18 protein-coding genes, 2 tRNA genes and 2 pseudogenes are annotated in these 16,014 nt (G+C 68.4%); 11 read left to right on the top strand and 11 right to left on the bottom strand.

Going from position 1 to position 16,014, the window contains the following annotated elements; genetic code table 11:
* Positions 1-55 precede the first annotated feature (55 nt).
* Positions 56-131, top strand: a tRNA-Asn gene (locus HBK84_RS08755).
* Positions 132-228: 97 nt separating this feature from the next.
* On the opposite strand, the gene HBK84_RS08750 is transcribed toward HBK84_RS08755, so the two are convergent.
* Positions 229-645, bottom strand: a complete 417-nt coding sequence (locus HBK84_RS08750; RefSeq protein ID WP_167318687.1) for a hypothetical protein — start codon at positions 643-645, stop codon at positions 229-231.
* Between the two features lie 100 nt (positions 646-745).
* Here HBK84_RS08750 and HBK84_RS08745 point away from each other — a divergent pair, with 100 nt between their 5' ends.
* A complete protein-coding gene (locus tag HBK84_RS08745; RefSeq protein WP_167318686.1) occupies positions 746-1,297 on the top strand; it encodes a hypothetical protein in 552 nt (183 codons plus the stop codon).
* Between the two features lies 1 nt (position 1,298).
* Here HBK84_RS08745 and HBK84_RS08740 read toward each other — a convergent pair whose 3' ends face one another.
* The 3 genes and pseudogenes from HBK84_RS08740 to HBK84_RS08730 form a co-directional block, all read right to left on the bottom strand.
* Positions 1,299-1,445 (bottom strand): hypothetical protein, encoded by a 147-nt coding sequence (locus HBK84_RS08740; RefSeq protein ID WP_167318685.1) that lies wholly within the window; start codon positions 1,443-1,445, stop codon positions 1,299-1,301.
* A gap of 439 nt (positions 1,446-1,884) precedes the next feature.
* Positions 1,885-3,015 carry a hypothetical protein gene (locus HBK84_RS08735; RefSeq protein ID WP_167318684.1) on the bottom strand — a complete coding sequence of 377 codons (1,131 nt, stop codon included), beginning with the start codon at positions 3,013-3,015 and terminating at the stop codon, positions 1,885-1,887.
* Between the two features lie 223 nt (positions 3,016-3,238).
* Positions 3,239-4,164 (bottom strand): annotated as a pseudogene (locus tag HBK84_RS08730) (IS3 family transposase).
* Between the two features lie 96 nt (positions 4,165-4,260).
* Between HBK84_RS08730 and HBK84_RS13145 the strand changes: the two are divergent.
* The 3 genes from HBK84_RS13145 to HBK84_RS08720 all read left to right on the top strand — a co-directional run bounded on the left by HBK84_RS13145 (position 4,261) and on the right by HBK84_RS08720 (position 5,784).
* Positions 4,261-4,632 carry a tyrosine-type recombinase/integrase gene (locus tag HBK84_RS13145; protein WP_370520523.1) on the top strand — a complete coding sequence of 124 codons (372 nt, stop codon included), beginning with the start codon at positions 4,261-4,263 and terminating at the stop codon, positions 4,630-4,632.
* A gap of 252 nt (positions 4,633-4,884) precedes the next feature.
* A complete protein-coding gene (locus HBK84_RS08725) occupies positions 4,885-5,160 on the top strand; it encodes a hypothetical protein (protein WP_167318683.1) in 276 nt (91 codons plus the stop codon).
* A gap of 264 nt (positions 5,161-5,424) precedes the next feature.
* Positions 5,425-5,784: a hypothetical protein gene (locus tag HBK84_RS08720; protein WP_167318682.1), complete on the top strand. Its 360-nt coding sequence runs from the start codon at positions 5,425-5,427 to the stop codon at positions 5,782-5,784.
* Here the strand turns inward: HBK84_RS08720 and HBK84_RS08715 are convergent.
* Positions 5,753-6,376 (bottom strand): response regulator transcription factor, encoded by a 624-nt coding sequence (locus HBK84_RS08715; RefSeq protein ID WP_167318681.1) that lies wholly within the window; start codon positions 6,374-6,376, stop codon positions 5,753-5,755. The two genes, HBK84_RS08720 and HBK84_RS08715, sit on opposite strands and share 32 nt — an antisense overlap.
* Complete coding sequence (locus HBK84_RS08710; RefSeq protein WP_167318680.1) at positions 6,373-7,656, bottom strand: sensor histidine kinase; 1,284 nt, start codon at positions 7,654-7,656, stop codon at positions 6,373-6,375. The genes HBK84_RS08715 and HBK84_RS08710 overlap by 4 nt, the downstream gene beginning before the upstream one ends.
* Before the next feature lie 358 nt (positions 7,657-8,014).
* Here HBK84_RS08710 and HBK84_RS08705 point away from each other — a divergent pair, with 358 nt between their 5' ends.
* Both HBK84_RS08705 and HBK84_RS08700 read left to right on the top strand, forming a co-directional pair.
* Positions 8,015-9,130, top strand: a complete 1,116-nt coding sequence (locus tag HBK84_RS08705; protein WP_167318679.1) for an ABC transporter permease — start codon at positions 8,015-8,017, stop codon at positions 9,128-9,130.
* A gap of 44 nt (positions 9,131-9,174) precedes the next feature.
* Positions 9,175-9,975 (top strand): ABC transporter ATP-binding protein, encoded by an 801-nt coding sequence (locus HBK84_RS08700; protein ID WP_167318678.1) that lies wholly within the window; start codon positions 9,175-9,177, stop codon positions 9,973-9,975.
* Positions 9,976-9,996: 21 nt separating this feature from the next.
* On the opposite strand, the gene HBK84_RS08695 is transcribed toward HBK84_RS08700, so the two are convergent.
* The 4 genes and pseudogenes from HBK84_RS08695 to HBK84_RS08685 form a co-directional block, all read right to left on the bottom strand.
* Positions 9,997-10,761 (bottom strand): hypothetical protein, encoded by a 765-nt coding sequence (locus tag HBK84_RS08695; protein ID WP_167318677.1) that lies wholly within the window; start codon positions 10,759-10,761, stop codon positions 9,997-9,999.
* 127 nt (positions 10,762-10,888) lie between these two features.
* Entirely contained in the window at positions 10,889-11,389 is a 501-nt protein-coding gene (locus tag HBK84_RS08690; protein ID WP_240918912.1) for a peptidase dimerization domain-containing protein, read from the bottom strand.
* Positions 11,390-11,466: 77 nt separating this feature from the next.
* Positions 11,467-11,535: pseudogene (locus HBK84_RS13140) on the bottom strand (hypothetical protein); the annotation flags it as partial.
* A gap of 8 nt (positions 11,536-11,543) precedes the next feature.
* The gene (locus HBK84_RS08685; protein ID WP_144998878.1) at positions 11,544-11,837 is read right to left on the bottom strand and encodes an amidohydrolase; all 294 of its coding nucleotides are present in this window, start codon (positions 11,835-11,837) and stop codon (positions 11,544-11,546) included.
* 241 nt (positions 11,838-12,078) lie between these two features.
* Between HBK84_RS08685 and HBK84_RS08680 the strand changes: the two genes are divergently transcribed.
* The 4 genes from HBK84_RS08680 (at position 12,079) to HBK84_RS08665 (ending at position 15,500) form a co-directional block, all read left to right on the top strand.
* A complete protein-coding gene (locus HBK84_RS08680; RefSeq protein ID WP_167318675.1) occupies positions 12,079-12,990 on the top strand; it encodes a phage holin family protein in 912 nt (303 codons plus the stop codon).
* 239 nt (positions 12,991-13,229) lie between these two features.
* Positions 13,230-14,180 carry a DMT family transporter gene (locus HBK84_RS08675; RefSeq protein WP_167318674.1) on the top strand — a complete coding sequence of 317 codons (951 nt, stop codon included), beginning with the start codon at positions 13,230-13,232 and terminating at the stop codon, positions 14,178-14,180.
* 22 nt (positions 14,181-14,202) lie between these two features.
* Positions 14,203-15,357 carry a glycosyltransferase gene (locus HBK84_RS08670; RefSeq protein WP_206069142.1) on the top strand — a complete coding sequence of 385 codons (1,155 nt, stop codon included), beginning with the start codon at positions 14,203-14,205 and terminating at the stop codon, positions 15,355-15,357.
* 69 nt (positions 15,358-15,426) lie between these two features.
* A tRNA-Ile gene (locus HBK84_RS08665) sits at positions 15,427-15,500 on the top strand.
* A 30-nt stretch (positions 15,501-15,530) separates the two neighbouring features.
* On the opposite strand, the gene HBK84_RS08660 is transcribed toward HBK84_RS08665, so the two are convergent.
* Positions 15,531-16,004: a M23 family metallopeptidase gene (locus HBK84_RS08660; protein WP_167318673.1), complete on the bottom strand. Its 474-nt coding sequence runs from the start codon at positions 16,002-16,004 to the stop codon at positions 15,531-15,533.
* Positions 16,005-16,014: the final 10 nt, after the last annotated feature.

Below are 16,014 nucleotides of genomic sequence, written 5' to 3'. Positions count from 1 at the left end.
AGGAAGCCGCGACGGGGCGGTAAAGTATCGTCTCGTTGCGCAGCAGTGCGTACATTCCCCCGTAGCTCAATTGGCAGAGCATTCGACTGTTAATCGAAGGGTTACTGGTTCGAGTCCAGTCGGGGGAGCCACCAAACAGCCCTTCGCCAGGAAAAACACCGGTGAGGGGCTGTTTCATACCCGGCTGCGGGCACGGATAGGGCACGGTTTGCCCTTCTCTCACAGGCTTCAGGGCAACAGGCGGATGCTGTAGGGATTGGGCAACGGCGTCGGGTCCAGCCCGAGTTCCTCACGTAGGCTCGAGCGCAGAGCTATCAGCAGCGGATCCAGCTCTGCGCCCCCTTCCGTGGCAAAGGTGACCATGAAGGCGCGGGCGGCCCCGATCTCGGTGCGCTGTCCCAGCAGCATCACTTCGCTGAGTGCGGCCTCGAGATCAGCTGCCTGTTCGGGGGTGAGGTTGCCTTCGCGGTTGGAGGCCGCGGACAGGCGCTGATAGGCGGAGATCAGATGCTCGACCCGCCGGGCCCGCTGTTCGTTGCGCGCATCCCGTGCCAGCGCGGTCCGGTGGACAACCAGGCCGCCGACCGCGGCCCCCACGATGGCGGAGAAGAAGGGCACGAGGGCTGCGAGCCAGGTCCAAGACATAACCCCATTTTCACTCCGCCGCGGCGGTGGATGCCGCCGACACGCCAGCCCAGATAACACACCTGCAGCCCGGAGTCGGGGTCATGGGAGTATGCGCCTTATGGATGAAGTCGCCTCGTTGAGTCCGCAGACCTGGGCCGCGGTGATCGCCGCAGCCGCCGTGGTGGCGTCCGCCGTCACCACGGCTGTGCTGAACTACGTGGCCGGGCTGCGCCGGGACCACACCGTGGAGGAACGGCAGCGGGAGGGTGAACGCCGACACGCGGTGCAGGAGGCGGCCGTGGACCTGATCGAAGCGGGATTGGACATGGTGTCGGCGTTATCCGCGCAGTACCACTATGAGGCCGAGGTGGAGCGCCTCAAGCGCACGAAGGACCTCCACTCCGCCCAAGAGGCTCGGGTGCTCGAGCAATCCATACCGGAGCAACTGCGGCTTAATACCGAACAGGCCGCCGCGGCGAACCGGAAGATGAACCGCGTCGTCATCGAGTTCCGCCTGCTGGCACCCGGGCTCGTCATACCGGCGCGAGAACTGCAGGACCTCGCACTGTCCTCCGACAACGCGGCGAAGCAGAAGGATCGCCTCACGGTCTACGATGAGGCGTCAGACATCTTCGCGCGCCGGGTCCAGGCGCACCTCGAGAAGTCCTGACCTACTCCGGACCCTCGACGTCGAGGGCGTTCCGCGCCCGGTCCGCGTAGCGCCACGCCGAGACGGTGGAGAGCACCAGCAGTACGATCACGGCACCGGCCTGGAGGGCCAGCGCAACATCCCAGGAGGCGTCGAGGAGGGTGACCATGGGCGCAGCGACAACGGTGGCGGCTGTGGCCGCCACGAGCCACCGACCGGCCGCCGAGACGCCACAGGACGAGCGCGGAGTCACGCAGGCGAGGGCTGAAACCTACCCTCGCGACGAGGATTCGACGCGGGTGGACAGACAAGACGAAGAACCCCAGCAGCAGCCAACCCAGCGGCTGCGCCACCACTAGGGAGGCGAGGGTGGCCGTAAGCCAGAAGGCCCAGCTGACCCATCGGGCGAGGCCGACGAGCAGGCCGCCGGCGGGTGCCAGGCGCGGCCCGTCGTAGAGGAAGGTCCCCAGAGGGACGGCGGCGAGGAGCAGGACCGGCAGGCAGCCGGGACCACGCGGCTGGACGGTGGACGACATGGGCGCTCCCAAGGAGTCGGAGAAGGGGTGTCGCCGTCCGTACGTAGTCAGAAAGGGTACGAAGCGCCCGTATTATGAGGGCTGGCTCTTCACGACAGGTGCGAGATCGTGCCACCAGTTAAGCAAGGCTCCTCGGGCGATGTACTCGAAGGTGTGCAGCAACATCGGCATCTCTTTCGCCAGCCATGAGCTGCCCTTGGCCGCTGCGGACATGCCCACAGGCACCTCACTGGGCTGTCCGTCCGGTCCCTGTATGGGTTTGTCGAGCATCGGGTGGGGAAATGGCCGGCCGTCGTGCAGCGCCCGGGAGCGGTGGTCGTAGATGATCCTCAGGTGTTGGCGCAAGCGCGTCCAGTCCAGGCCGAAGGCGGGGCGCGGTTGCGGCGCGTGTGGGGCGAAGTGTTCCACGAAACCCAAGAACTTTCGGGTGGCACTAGATTGCCGCACCACAAGTTCCGCGACCTTTTGCTTATTCTCTTTCGGCGCTCCGTCCAGCGCCTCCCACAGGCGGGGCTGGAGCTCCTCCAAGGTGCCGAGAGGCTGCTGCCCGGCCTCGTTGCGGCGGGCGGCCGCGGCTTCCACGGCTCCCACCATCTGCAGCCAGGCAAAGTTCGTGTCCTCGTTGGCCCACCACAAGGCGTTGGCGTACAGTCGCGCTGCTCGGGCAAGGGCGGAGGCATCCTCAGAACCCAGATGGGGGAAGGTCGAGAGCAGGTCCGAGGCGTCCGCGAACTCGACCTGCCGGACCACGTTGGGCAGGACTTCCAGGCCCGGCGGCCCGGGTCGACTAAGGTGCTGGCGGTCCAGCTCCATCGGGTAGCCGGCGGGGTCGTCGTCGGGCAAGCCCCACACCCGGACCGTGCCTCCGGCACGGCACCTCACGCCCAACGCCAAGGAGAGCAGGGCGGCGAGTTCATCGGACACCGTGCCGCCGTGGTAGCCGCTGGAGTCCGCCGGGAGCAGCTTGCCGGTCGCGTGGTCGATGAGACCCGGCTCCAAGGACCTGCGCATCTCACATCGGAGCACCAGGGCCACTGGCATGGGGGCGGTGCTCGCGAAGGTCGGCAAGATGGTGTACGGCCCCAACTCGAGCCTCTCGCCGAGAAAGCGAGCATCAGAATAAATAGCGTCCTCGTAACGGGCAGGTATCTCCGTCGTTGGCTGGAGGCTAGCCCGCCAGTTGCGCCACGCGTGCGTTCCCATGCCGTCATTGTTTCCGACACAGCCTTCACCGTGAACTCATGTACCTCAGTGTGTCTGGGGTACCAGCGACCAACTCCAGTACGGTTCAGCAACATGACGACTAAGAAAGCTGCGGGCGGCCTGCCTTCCTCGGGGGGGGCAGGCTCACCCCCAGAGAACCGGGCAAGGCAACGGCCGAGGGCTGCGTCAGGGGGACTGATGCACTGATAGGTGACAGGGTGGGTCAGGCTGTCTGAGCGGCGACTGTGGTCATGATGGTCTCGTATTCAATGGGGGTCAATCGGCCCAGGGCTGTCTGTCGGCGCCGACGGTGGTAGGTCCTCTCGATCCAGGTGATGATCGCGATTCGTAACTCCTGTCGGGTGGCCCAGGGGCGGCGGTCCAGCACGTTGTTCTGCAGCAACGTGAAGAAGCTCTCCATCGCGGCATTATCACCGGCCGCGCCGACCCGTCTCATCGATCCGAGCATGCTGTGGCAGCCTAGCGCGTGGACATGCTTACGGCTGCGAAATTGGGATCCTTGGTCGGTGTGTAGCACGCAGCCGGTCACGTCACCTCGCCTGGCCACGGCGCTATTCAGCGCCGCGACCGCCAGCCGTGACTTCATCCGCGAGTCGATCGAGTAGCCCACGATCTGGTTGGAGTAGACGTCCTTGACCGCGCAGAGGTAGAGCTTGCCCTCGGCGGCCTCTTCGTGCAGGTACCGATACCCGAACTCCGGGTCGTCCCGGTGTGCGCCGAACAGCGCGTTCGCGCGGTGCGCCGCGGTCGGGTAGGAGGCGGTCACGGGCGCCTGCAGCCACCGGTAGTACGGCTGGCGGGCGATCTTGAGGACCCGGCACGTCACCGTGACGGGGATCCCGTCATCGGCCAGCTCGCGGACGAGCGGGTACCTCCTTTTCTCGGCAGGTTCGCCTGGGACAGATAGGCAGCGGCCCGGCGCAGCATCTCGTTCTTTTGCTCGAGCAACCGGATTTGCTTCTTCGCCTCGCGCAGTTCGGCATTTTCGGCCGCGGTTGTTCCGGGCCCAGGACCGGCCTCGACATCGGCCTGGCGCATCCAGTTGCGTAGGCAGGACTCGGCGATCCCGAAGTCCGAAGCGATCTGCTTGATGGTCTGGCCGGGTTCACGGTCGCGGGCGACGTTCACGACATCGTCGCGGAACTCCTGGGGGTAAGGGTTTGGGCACGGTGCTCATCCTTCCAGTGACACCTCACAGCGTCACAGATCAGATGTCACCAACCCATGCAGCAGTCCCAGATGGCTGTAGAGATGCGGTCTTGGATGCCCGCGTCCGAGCGCACCGGCTACGTCCTAGCCTCGGAGACAGGTGGGCTCCTAGAGCCGCAGAACATGGGAACGGCGTGGCGCCAAGTGCGCGTGCCCGGCTTCGAACATGTGCAGCTGCACCACTTGCGCTCTACCGTGGCGACGGTGCTCGCCGCCGACGACTTGCGCGCGGCTTCCGCGCAGCTGGGGCACTCCTCCACGCGCATCACCGAGGCCCACTATGTGGACCGGCTCCAGCGCCCCTACTCCAGGGCGCGGATGAAGATCTGGGTTCGGCCGGCTTTCGGAGGGCACACTACGGGCACACATTCAGGTGACATTGCGTGACTTCTAGTGACCTCCATATGGCCGTTTTCTGCGAGATTCCGCAGAACCCTAGGGGTCTACAATCGCTAGAACCATATCGAAGGGTTACTGGTTCGAGTCCAGTCGGGGGAGCCACCACGGAGGCCCTCTTCCAGTACGGAAGGGGGCCTCCGTCGTATCCAGGGCGGCACCCGCCTCCGGGAGCCGCCGCCTAGTAGACTCGGCGGCTGTCCCATATGTGCGGCCCACGACTCAGGCGGGTGACCCGGTTCCGTGACTCTGGCTTCTCGCCGATTGTGCGCCGTAGCGGCGCTGTTGTACTCGGTGTGGGTCCTCTATCCGCTCGTGAACCGGGAACTGCACCCGTTGACGTCCTTCGTGTCCGAGTACGTCGTCGCGGACCTCCCCGGGGCCACCGTGCTGCGAACCGTGGACGCAGAGGTCGGGGTGGTGCTCGCCGGGGTGACGGCGTTCTCCTCTGCGCGGCTGCGGACCCTGTGGCGCGCTCTCCCGAACGGTACGCGAGAAACGGACGGGCCCGCGAAGTGATGACCTCCCGCAAACGCGGTGTGGCTCATCGCCGCGGCCGGTGTGCCCGTCGCCCAGCGGTTGCGCGCACGGGAACTCGCAACGAAAAGAACAACGGTTCCGAGCCGTCGGGCATCGGGGATCATGTCAGCACCCGCGAAGTTATGGGCGGCCCCGTGCGGATCCTCGATGCGGGCTCCGAGCCGGTCATCGTGTGCTGCTCCGGCGTGGCGTGTGGTGGGCCCCGTCGTGGCCGGGCGACTCGTGCCCGGACGCGGACGCCTCATGCGTTCGTGGCCGCAGCTGCGCGTGGATCTGGCATCCCCGAACTTCCTCATGGGGTCCCTGCGGGAACTCGCGGGCTACGTGGCGTGCATGAACCGGTTGCGGGAACTGGCCGCCCACACGCCCCTGGACCCGGACCTGGACGTCCTGGTGGTGGCCGCGAACGGACGGCTGCCGCGGATCGGGGTCACCCGGTGGGTGCGCCATGTGCTCGCCCGGGCCACCTACCTGTCCCGGGAAGCGCCCGTGCACACGATCGTGTTGCGACGCAGCGGTCACTTCGTCATGGTGGATCACCCCGAGCGGATCGCCGCCGTGATCGCATCCGTCAGATCAGGTGTTCTTCCCGCGCACGGTTGACCGCCGCCGTCCGGTTGTCCACCCCGAGCTTGTCGTAGATGTGTACAAGGTGCGTCTTCACGGTGGCTTTCGAGATGAACAATTCCTTGGCCAGGGCCCTGTTGGACGCGCCCGTGGCGAGCCCGCGCAGGATCTCGATCTCCCGCGCGCTCAGCGACGTGCCGGGGGAACGCACCCGCTGCATGAGCCGCGCCGTGACGGAGGGGGACAGCACGGGGCGGCCCGCGGCGGCGTCGTGCACGGCAGCACCGATGGTCTCGGGCTGCGAGTCCTTGAGGAGGTAACCGGTCGCGCCGGCCTCGAGCGCGGCGACGATGTCCGCCTGGGTGTCGTAGGTCGTGAGGATCAGCACCGGGGGCCCGCCCGCCGCGACAATGCGCCGGGTCGCGTCCAGCCCGCCCATCCCGGAACCCATCTGCAGGTCCATGACCACCACGTCCACGGAGCCGCCCGCGCGGGACAGCATCTCGAGCGCCACGCGTCCGTCCGGCGCCTCGGCGCCGACCACGATGTCACCCACCGATTCGAGCACCGCGCGCAGCCCGGCGCGCACCACGGGATGATCGTCCACGAGCAATACGCGGGTGGTCATGACGAATCTCCATTCGGCAGGGGGCGGGTGGCTTCGGGCGCGGGCAGGGGCAACCGCAGGTTCACGGCCGTTCCGGCGCCGGGTTCGGACTCCACGGTCAGGACGGCCCCGAGCTCGTGCGCGCGGCGTCGCAGGTGGGCCAGTCCGAAGCTGTCGTTGCGTGCGTCGTTGGCGGCGGAACGCGGTCTGAAGCCCGCGCCGTCGTCCACGACGTCCAGCGTCACGGCGTCGTCCCAGCCCGCGAGGGTCACGACGGCGCGTGACGCCCGCGCGTGCGAGGTCACGTTCGCGAGGGTGGACTGCGCTGCCCTCACGAACAGGGTGCGCTGCGGGGCGGGCAGTTCGGGGACGGCACCTTCCACCGTGAACTCGCACGTGAGCGGCGCGCCCACGGCGCGGGCCGCCTCCCGGGTGCGGTGACACACCTCCGCGAGGACGGCGGGCAGGGAGTCACCCGGTGCCGGCGCGGCGAGGTCCCGTACGAACCGACGCGCCTCCGCGAGGTCGGCCGCGGCCGTGTCCTCGATCGTGGCCAGTTGCGCGCGGGCCGCGTCGAGCTCGGCGCGCTCCAGCGAGCGCTGTGCGGCCCGTGAGACTAGCACGATCGAGGTCAGCCCCTGGGCCAGGGTGTCGTGGATTTCGCGGGACAACCGGTCGCGCTCGGCCATGGTCCCCGCGTCCCGTTCCTGGCGCGCCAGCTCGGCTCGCGTGGATTCGAGATCGCGGATCGCGCGCACGTGGCGGCGGGTGTCCTCGTACAGTGCGCGGTACCCGAAGCTCACGAGCAGCGCGACGATCGCACCGATCGCGGGTCCGAGCGCCATTCCCGCCGTGAACGCTCCCGGGGCGGCATGTAGGTACTGGGAGAGCACCACGACGCCGGTGAGCACCATGATCGCGACCAGCGCCGCCGCGGTGGGCAGTACCACGGGGCACAGGAAGAACAGGGGGAACGCGACCCACGAGAAGTCCGGGCTCAGCAGGGCCAGCGCGGCCCACAGCGCCGCGATGAGACCGAGCCACCCGGGACCCCACCGCAGGGATTCCCGGCTCGCACGACCCCGTGCCACACGGTTCTCCACCAGGGTCCCCGCGAGGTAGACCGCCGCGAGCAGCACGCTCAGTCCCAGGACGACGGCGATCATCGACCCGCCGCCAGGGGCCCGGCTCAGGTGCAGCACCGCGCGCACGGCGGCGAGCACCAACAGCGCCGCGAAGCTCACGTGCAACGTGACCCGCAGGGCGCTCAGCACGGCGGGGGTGGAGAGGTCCTCGCGCACTCGGGGGCTCCTTTCCGGGTCGTGCGGTGGACTGGTTGGTCGGAGCGGTGTGCCGGGGACGGCGTCGTCGTCCTGCCCGAGTCCCGGGCGCGGTCGCACGAGTGCGGTGCCCCGACCAAGACGCAGCGTCCCGATCGCCGCGCGGCGATCGGGCGGATGCCGCCATCGGCGAGCAGCGCGCACGGCACGGCCGGGTCTCCCGCCATGCTACGCATGTGACGCGAGTGGCGGGTCAACCGATTGGTTGAGAGCGGCATCCCCCGAGGGGCGGGACGGTCTCCACCCGCGGGGCGATCCGCCGGCGGCCGCGTCCCGCGAGGCTTGAGGGGAACAGTTTCTCGACCCATCGGAGATCACCATGTACCTGTCCCTACGGGACATCACGTTCGCCAAGGGGCGGTTCGCGTTGCTCGCGACCGTCGTGGCCCTGATCACGCTGTTACTCGTACTGCTCACCGGGTTGACCAACGGGCTGGGCCACCAGAACACCTCGGCCCTGGAACGGTTGCAGGCGCAGCGGTTCGTGCTCAGCGCCCCGGCGGGGGACGCGTCCGACCCGTCCTTCACGACGTCCCGGATCACCGCGGACGAAACGCGCGCGTGGCGTGACACCGTGGGCGCGCACCACGTGGAGCGGCTCGGCCTCGTGCAGACCACCGCGCGGGCTGGGGACGGGGCGAACTCCTCCGCCGACGCCGCGTCGGCCACCTCCGTGGCCGGTGTCGCGCTCGAACCTGGCTCGCGGCTCGCGCCCGGCCTGAGCGCCGTCAACGGGGTCACCCACCCACAGGACGGCACCGTCGTGCTCAGTGAGACGCTGGCTCGCGAGATGACCGTGGGCGTGGGGGACGCGGTGACCCTGGCCGGCACGTCCCTGAAGGTCACCGGGGTCGTGGCGGACGAGTACTACAGCCACGTGCCGGTCGTGTGGCTCAGCATGGGGGACTTTCCCGCCGTGGCCCACACCGACGACCCCGAGCAGGCCACCGCCCTGGCCCTTACCACGGACACCGTGCCCGAGGGGGTCACGGAGCGCACCGCAACCGTGGCCATGGACACCGGGGACGCCTTCGCGGCGCTGCCCGCCTACGAGTCGGAGCAGGGCTCGCTGCGCATGATGCAGGGCTTCCTCTACGGCATCAGCGCCCTGGTGGTGATCTCCTTCCTGACCGTGTGGACCATCCAGCGCACCCGGGACATTGCTGTGCTGCGCGCTCTCGGCGCGAGCCGTGGTTACGTGGTGCGGGATTCCCTGCTCCAGGCCGTCGTGGTGCTCACGATCGGCGTGCTCGTGGGCGGCGGCCTGGGGATCGCCGGCGGTGCGCTCGCCGGGTCCGTGGTCCCGTTCGTGCTGAGCGCTACGACCATGGCGCTGCCCGTGGCCGGTGTCCTGGCGCTGGGACTGATCGGGTCCGTGCTCGCCGTGCGCCGCGTGTCCACCGTGGATCCGATGATCGCCCTGGGAGGCAACTGAGCATGCATTCCGATCGTCACCCCCGTCACCGCGCAGGAGACCCCATGGACAACCACACCGCAGCGACACGCCCGGACGGGCCGCATGAGTACTCGACCGACGATCACGCCCTCCGGGTGACCGACCTCTGCCTGGAGTACCCGGACGGCACGGACGAGCAGGGCGAACCCCGCACGGTGCGAGCTCTGGACCGTGTGTCCCTCGAGCTGGCCGCGGGCACCATGACGGCGCTCGTGGGCCCGTCCGGGTCCGGCAAGTCCTCGCTGCTCGCCGTGGCCGCCGGGTTGGTCCGCCCGAGTTCCGGCTCGGTGTCCGTGGCGGGCCGTCGGCTCGAGGAGCTCCCCGAACGCGAACTCGCCGGGGTCCGCCGGGAGCACACGGGCATGGTGTTCCAGCAACCCAATCTCCTGGCCTCGCTGACCACCCGCGAACAACTCGTACTCGCCGCGCACGTGGCCGGGGCCAGGGGCAAGGAGCTTGCGCGGGCCCGCGCTCGGGCGGGCGAACTGCTCGCACAGGTGGGGCTCGAGAACTGCGCGGACCGCCGCCCCCATCAGCTCTCGGGTGGGCAGCGTCAGCGCGTCAACATCGCCCGGGCGCTCATGAATAGGCCGCACCTGCTGCTCGTGGACGAGCCCACCGCGGCGCTGGACCACGCGCGGTCCCACAGCGTCATGGAACTGCTCGCGGATCTGACCCACACCTTCGGCCTGGCGTCCCTCGTGGTCACGTACGACACCGAGTTCGTCCCCCTCGCGGACGCATGCGTGAGCATGCAGGACGGTCACCTGGACACGGAACAGGCCACGACGGCGAGCGGTCGCGCCGCTGCCACCGTGGCCTGACGGGCCCTCTCCCGGCGGGGCTCATCGCCGGGAGTCGGGTCGGCCCGTGGTGCCCGCGGCCGCGTCCACGCCCGCGTGGGGTTCGCCCGGGGGTGTCGTCGCGTCTGCATCGGGCCCCGTCGCGCGCGGACCCTGCGGATCGAGCGGGGTGCGGGGTTCCCGGAGCAGGAACGGAGCGAGACCACCGAGCACGAGCAGTGCACCCAGTACCACGAACGCGGTCGTGTACCCCCCGGCGTCCACGACGGCGCCGATCAGCGCGCCCTGCGTCATGCCGCCCACGAACGCCCCGGTGTTGATGGCCGCGAACGCGGAGCCCCACAGATTGGGGATGATCACGGCCACGATCATGAGCTCCGCGCCGATCACGGACATGATCAGCATGAACACCTTCTCGTTGTTCTCGAACCACTTCTTCACTACGCCGGGCCCGGTGGAGGTGGCGACCCACAGCGAGAGCCCGTAACCGAGGATCACGACCATGTACTGCCACCCGGCAGGGGTGATCCAGAACTGTTGCGAGTACATCGTGGCGAGCCACGTCAGCAGCCCCACGCCCACCAGGTTGTTGAGCAGCAGGCACAGCCCCAGCACCAGGGAGTTGCGATTCTTCCAGGCGTCGAGGATCGAGACGTCCTTCTTCGCACTCGAGTTGGCACCCTCCTCCGTGCCTGCAGCGGCAGAGGACGACGCCGCGCCGTCGCCCGGCAGCTCCGGCGCCGCCGGGACGAATGTGACGAACATGAGCGTGGCGACCACGAGCAGGACGGCCAGCAGGAAGTACATCTACCGGAGGTCGCGCACGACCACGAACGGGGAGAGGACCCCGTACACCAGGATCATGCCGATCCCGGCGGAAGTCGTCGGAGGCGGACGTGCCCGGGCCCCAGGAGACTTTGTCCTCGCCCAGGGCCTACACCGCGGCGTCGTAGCCGATCTGCGCGACGTCGTCGTCGTTGACGATCACGGGGTAGCCGTCCGCCCATTCGAACGTGGCCGTGGCACCGTAGGCGGCGCACGTTTCCTCCACGATGTCGGTCGCGCGGGACCCGAGGACCTCCCAGTCCTCGTCCGCGACCGTACGCATGGATACGCCGATCCGGGCGGTGTCCGGGATGACGTCGGGGGCTCCGCCCGCCCAGATCATGCCCACGTTGACCACGTTCATGTGGTCGGGGGCCACGCTGCGGGAGACGATCGTGTTCAGCGCGACCGTGATCTGCGCGGCGACCAGCACCGGGTCCGCACAGTTCTGCGGCATGGGAGCGTGGGAACCCTGGCCCTTGATAGTCGCGAAGAAGCCGCCCGCCACGGTGGAGGTGACACCCTTGCGCGCGGAGATCGTGCCGGTGGCCTGGTTCGCCATGTGCACCCCGAAGATCGCGTCCACGCCCTCGAGCACGCCCTGACCCACGAGCTCCTTGGCGCCGCCCGGGGAGTCTCCTCTGCGTGCTGGAAAATCAGCGTGACGGCGCCGTCGAAACTGTCCGTGAGGCCGCTCAGCACCCGGGCCGTGCCCAGCAGCATGGCCGTGTGGGTGTCATGACCGCACGCGTGCATGACACCGTTCACCGTGGAGGCGAACGAGTCCCCGGTCTCCTCTGCAAAGGCAGGGCGTCCAGGTCCGCGCGCAACGCCACTGTCCTACCCGGCCCCCGGCCCTGGATCAGTACCGTCACCGAGGTCTCGGTGGGGCGCTCGGGGAAGAGGCCAAAGCTCGTGAGTTTCTCCACCACGAAGTCGGATGTCGCGTGCTCCTTGTAGGACAGCTCCGGGTGGGCGTGGATGTGGCGGCGCCAGTCGATGACGTCGGACGCGGGAGCCTCGATCTGCGGGGCCGTGAACCCTCTCGAAGAAATCACCCAACAATAAGATCTTTGGTGAATCATGCGTGATTTTGAATAGCTCATAATGTTGACTTATGTGGAGGAATCTGCTTTCAATGAACGATTTCAGTTTTCCACAGCCCCCCGTGGTTGACCTGCTCCGAGCCCCGTCACGCCCGAGGTGTCGCGCCCGTCCCTGCCCGCTGGGCGCGCGGCCGAATGGTATTTTGAAATCAGATCAACCGTTCAGCACCACCACGTACTCATCGGAGGCGGCATGAGCCATGCAGCGGACCCCAACAGCGGTCACTCGTCCGGCAGCACCGGGCATTCATCCGGCCACACAGGACACACGTCCGGGGCAAGAACTCGCACCACCACGAAGCCGGGTGCCGCGTCCATCATGGACGTCGTCAAGGTCTTCACCCGATTGCTCCCCAAGCAGCTCAAAGATGAGGCCCAGCTCGCGTTCCTGGAGCTCAAGGAGAAGGGCATCAAGGTGGGCGTGGGCGCCGCGCTCGCGGTGGTCGGTCTCGTGTTCCTGGGGCTCGCCGTCATTGCCCTGATCGGTGCCGCCATCGCGGGCCTGTCCCACGTGATGCCCGCGTGGCTGGCCGCGCTGTTGCTCGCGCTGCTGTTCCTCATCATCCTGGCCGTGCTCGCGCTGATCGGGGTCGCCAAGATCAAGAGCGCGTTGCCGCTCATGCCCGAGAAGGCCCTCTTCGGGCTGCGCTACGACGTCGGTGTGGTCAAGGAGGGCTCCGCGTACAACGAGGGCCGTGTCCAGCGTGAGGTGAACGAGGCCGAACAGAAGAAGCAGCGGGAGAAGGAGGAGGCGGCCAACGACCTCAACCAGGTCAAGCCCGTCAAGCCCACCGAGGAGCAGTTGCGCCACCGCCTCAAGCTGCGCCGCGAGCACCTCAAGAGCTTGCGCGACGACGCCCAGAACCGCGCCGATTCCGTCCAGGCCGCCACGCAGGGCTTCGTGGACCGCACCCAGCGCACGTTCACCCAGACCCAGGAGTCGGTCAAGCAGACCTTTGCGTCCAAGGGGGGCTCCCAGGGGGTCCGTCCCGCCGGTTCCACGTCCGCCCAGGACGTCCTGAGCGAGCGCTGGCAGCCCCTCGCGGTCGCTGTGGCCGCCGGGTCCGCGTTCCTGGTGTTCCTGCGCAAGCTGCTCAAGAAGTAATCGGGTGCGCGGCTCGCGTGAGTCGCCAGCCGTGCCGGAGGCCGGGTCGCCATCGTCGCGACCCGGCCTCCACCGTGTCCGGGGGCGTACTCGGGTGCGCGACTCCTCCGGCTCCGGTGCGTCTCATCCGGCGGTATGGGATCCCTCGTGCCCCGGTGCGAACATGCGGTGAACTCCCAGGCCCGCCGCGCCCCCGAGCTCTACGATGAGACCGTGACGGAGGACGTGATGAATCGGTGATGCAGTGGATCGCGGTGGCTCTGGCACTGAGCTCGGCGGTGTGCCTCGCGCTCGGTACGCAGACGCAATCCGTGGCGGTCACCGGGCACACCGAGGGACCGTTGACGCCGCGGGGGCTGTGGCCCCTCGTGCGCAATCTACGCTGGCTCAGCGGACTCGCGCTGCTGGGCCTCGGAACGGTGCTGAACGTCGCGGCGCTCTCGCTTGCGACCGTGACCGTGGTGCAGCCCATCGGGGTGATCGCACTCGTCATCACCACGCTGTTGCACGCCCGGCACCGCCACCTGATCATCAACCGTCGCACGTGGCTCGCCGTAGCCCTGTGCAGCGTGGGTGGAGCCACGTTCGTGGTGTGCGCCGTGATCGGGACGGATCCCACCCAAGTACCCGGAACGCGTGCCGAGAACACGGTGGTCGCCCTGCTCGTGGGCCTCGTGGTGCTCATCGGTGTGTGCGAGCTATTCGTGCGCCGGCACCGGATCAGCATGTTCTACGTCTTGGGAGCGGGGCTCCTCTACGGCTTCGTGGCCGTGCTCGTCCGGTTGACCGCCACCACCATCACGTCCAGCGGGTTCGCGGACATCCGGTGGACCAGCGTGCTCATGATCGTGGTCGCCGCCGCGCTGGGCGGGTGGATGGTGCAGTGCGCGTACTCGTGCGGACCACCGGATCTCGTGATCGCCGGGCTCACCGTGGTGGACCCCATGGTGGGTGTGGCCCTGGGTCTCGTGGTCCTGGGAGAGGCCGGTGACTCCTTCACCGGGGCACTCGGCACGGCCATGGGGCTCGCGGGTCTCGTTGCTATAGTCGGCGTGGTCGTGCTCTCGCGACACCACCCCGAGGTCCTGCAACGCCGGGCGGCCGCACGCGCCCAGCAGGACGCGGTGACCAGCGGGGCGGTTGCAGACACGGCGACACCCCGACGAACCGAACGCGCCACCGATCGCTGATCCCCCTACGGAACACAAGGCCTTGAGAATACTGATCACCGCTGAGACCTATCCGCCCGACATCAACGGTTCCGCGCAGTTCGCCCGCCGCCTCGCGCGCGGCATGCTGGAGCGGGGTCACGAGGTCCACGTCGCAGCACCCATGCCCACGAGCGGCCCCTCCCGGATCATGGACGACGCCGGGGTGACCGAGCACCGATTCCGCTCCCACCACGCGTTCACCCACCCCTACTTCCGGTTGTGCTTCCCGTGGGAGATCGTGCGGGAGGTCGCGCGGTTGTTCGACGACGTCCGCCCGGACGTGGTCCACGTCCAGTGCCACTACATCCTGGGCCGACTCGTGGTCCGTGAGGCCGTGCGCCGTGGTGTCCGGGTCGTGGGGACCAATCACTTCATCCCCGAGAACATCGAGCCGTTCCTGCCGTTCCCGCAGTGGTTCGTGCGCGGCTACCGCAAGGTCTCGTGGTGGGACATCGCCCGCGTGTACGGCCGCTGCGACGTCATCACCGCACCCACGCCGCTCGCGGTGCGCACCATGGTCGACAACGGTGTCCCCGATCGGGTGATCGCGGTGTCCAACGGGATCCAGGTCGGTGACTACGAAGCCGCCGCGGGGGAGCAGATCGAGCACCCGGACCACCCGATCGTACTGTTCTGCGGACGCCTGGCCGTGGAGAAGAACGTGGACGAACTCATCGAGGCCGTGGCCCTGATCCCGCGGGAGAAGAACGTCCACGCCGAGATCGTGGGGGAGGGGGAACAGCTGGACCGGCTCGTGAAACTCGCACACGAACACGGTGTCGCGGACCGGGTCCACTTCCTGGGGTTCCTCACGGACGAGCAGCTACGCACGGCCTACCTCCGCGCGGACGTGTTCTGCCAGCCCGGGACAGCGGAACTGCAGTCCCTCGTGACGCTCGAGGCCATGAGCGCCTCGACCCCCGTGGTGCTCGCCAACGCCCGCGCGCTGCCCCACCTCGCGGACGAGGGACGCAACGGGTACCTCTTCTCCCCGGGCAATCCCGGGGACCTCGCGACCAAGCTGCAACTGGTCCTCGATGCCCCGCCCGAACAACGGCGGGCCATGGGCGAGCGCAGCCGGGACATGGTGTCCCGCCACTCCTTCGCCAAGACACTGGATACGTTCGAGCGGCTCTACACCGGCGGGGAGGCGTGACGGTCCCTGCGGCGCCGCGCATGCGGTAGCGTAGGGCGGCGACCTCGACATCCGTTCGCGGTCGCACAGGGGGCGGTAGCTCAGCTGGTCAGAGCAGAGGACTCATAATCCTTTGGTCGTGGGTTCAAGCCCCACCCGCCCTACAAAACATGCCACGCTGGCTCACTGTGGTCTCACTCACCGGGGACCGGCAACAACACCGACGGCCGCAGGTCCGCCACGAATTGCAACGGGTTCACGTACTCCCCGTTCTCCCGCACACCCCAGTGCACCGTATCCCCGCCCGGGCCGTGGCCGGGAGTGGCCACGTTGGCGATCACCTGTCCCCGGGTCACCCGGTCACCTACTCGCACGGACGAGGACACCGGCTCGAATGAGGACTTGTGCCCCTCGCCATGCTCCACCGTGAGGACCTCCCGGTCCACGACGACACCCACGAAACTCACGACCCCGTCCTGCGGTGCACGTATCGGTGTGCCCGGGGGAGCGTGTAGATCCACACCCCGGTGGCCGGGCAGCCACTTCTGTGCGGGAGCCTCGAAATGCCGGCTCACCGACGGGCGCGGGGACACGGGCCAGGCCCAGTCGGGAGAGGCCCACGCCGCGGGGTGGGCCAGCAGCGAGCCAAGCGCGAGGACCGCGGCCATCACAGCGCAG

The sequence above is a fragment of the Kocuria sp. KD4 genome (assembly GCF_011769905.1).
Classification (GTDB): domain Bacteria; phylum Actinomycetota; class Actinomycetes; order Actinomycetales; family Micrococcaceae; genus Kocuria; species Kocuria marina.
Note: the sequence above shows the minus strand (reverse complement) of the source record. Positions and strands in the feature narration are given on the sequence as shown.

What these genes read in the sequence shown, in the direction of transcription:
- HBK84_RS08740 (WP_167318685.1), bottom strand. Translation starts at nt 1,445, where the DNA reads ATGGTCACCCTCCTCGACGCCTCCTGGGATGTTGCGCTGGCCCTCCAG.
- HBK84_RS08735 (WP_167318684.1), bottom strand. Translation starts at nt 3,015, where the DNA reads ATGGGAACGCACGCGTGGCGCAACTGGCGGGCTAGCCTCCAGCCAACG.
- HBK84_RS08750 (WP_167318687.1), bottom strand. Translation starts at nt 645, where the DNA reads ATGTCTTGGACCTGGCTCGCAGCCCTCGTGCCCTTCTTCTCCGCCATC.
- HBK84_RS08680 (WP_167318675.1), top strand. Translation starts at nt 12,079, where the DNA reads ATGAGCCATGCAGCGGACCCCAACAGCGGTCACTCGTCCGGCAGCACC.
- HBK84_RS08745 (WP_167318686.1), top strand. Translation starts at nt 746, where the DNA reads ATGGATGAAGTCGCCTCGTTGAGTCCGCAGACCTGGGCCGCGGTGATC.
- HBK84_RS08720 (WP_167318682.1), top strand. Translation starts at nt 5,425, where the DNA reads ATGCGTTCGTGGCCGCAGCTGCGCGTGGATCTGGCATCCCCGAACTTC.
- HBK84_RS08715 (WP_167318681.1), bottom strand. Translation starts at nt 6,376, where the DNA reads ATGACCACCCGCGTATTGCTCGTGGACGATCATCCCGTGGTGCGCGCC.
- HBK84_RS08695 (WP_167318677.1), bottom strand. Translation starts at nt 10,761, where the DNA reads ATGTACTTCCTGCTGGCCGTCCTGCTCGTGGTCGCCACGCTCATGTTC.
- HBK84_RS08660 (WP_167318673.1), bottom strand. Translation starts at nt 16,004, where the DNA reads ATGGCCGCGGTCCTCGCGCTTGGCTCGCTGCTGGCCCACCCCGCGGCG.
- HBK84_RS13145 (WP_370520523.1), top strand. Translation starts at nt 4,261, where the DNA reads ATGCAGCAGTCCCAGATGGCTGTAGAGATGCGGTCTTGGATGCCCGCG.
- HBK84_RS08675 (WP_167318674.1), top strand. Translation starts at nt 13,230, where the DNA reads ATGCAGTGGATCGCGGTGGCTCTGGCACTGAGCTCGGCGGTGTGCCTC.
- HBK84_RS08705 (WP_167318679.1), top strand. Translation starts at nt 8,015, where the DNA reads ATGTACCTGTCCCTACGGGACATCACGTTCGCCAAGGGGCGGTTCGCG.
- HBK84_RS08700 (WP_167318678.1), top strand. Translation starts at nt 9,175, where the DNA reads ATGGACAACCACACCGCAGCGACACGCCCGGACGGGCCGCATGAGTAC.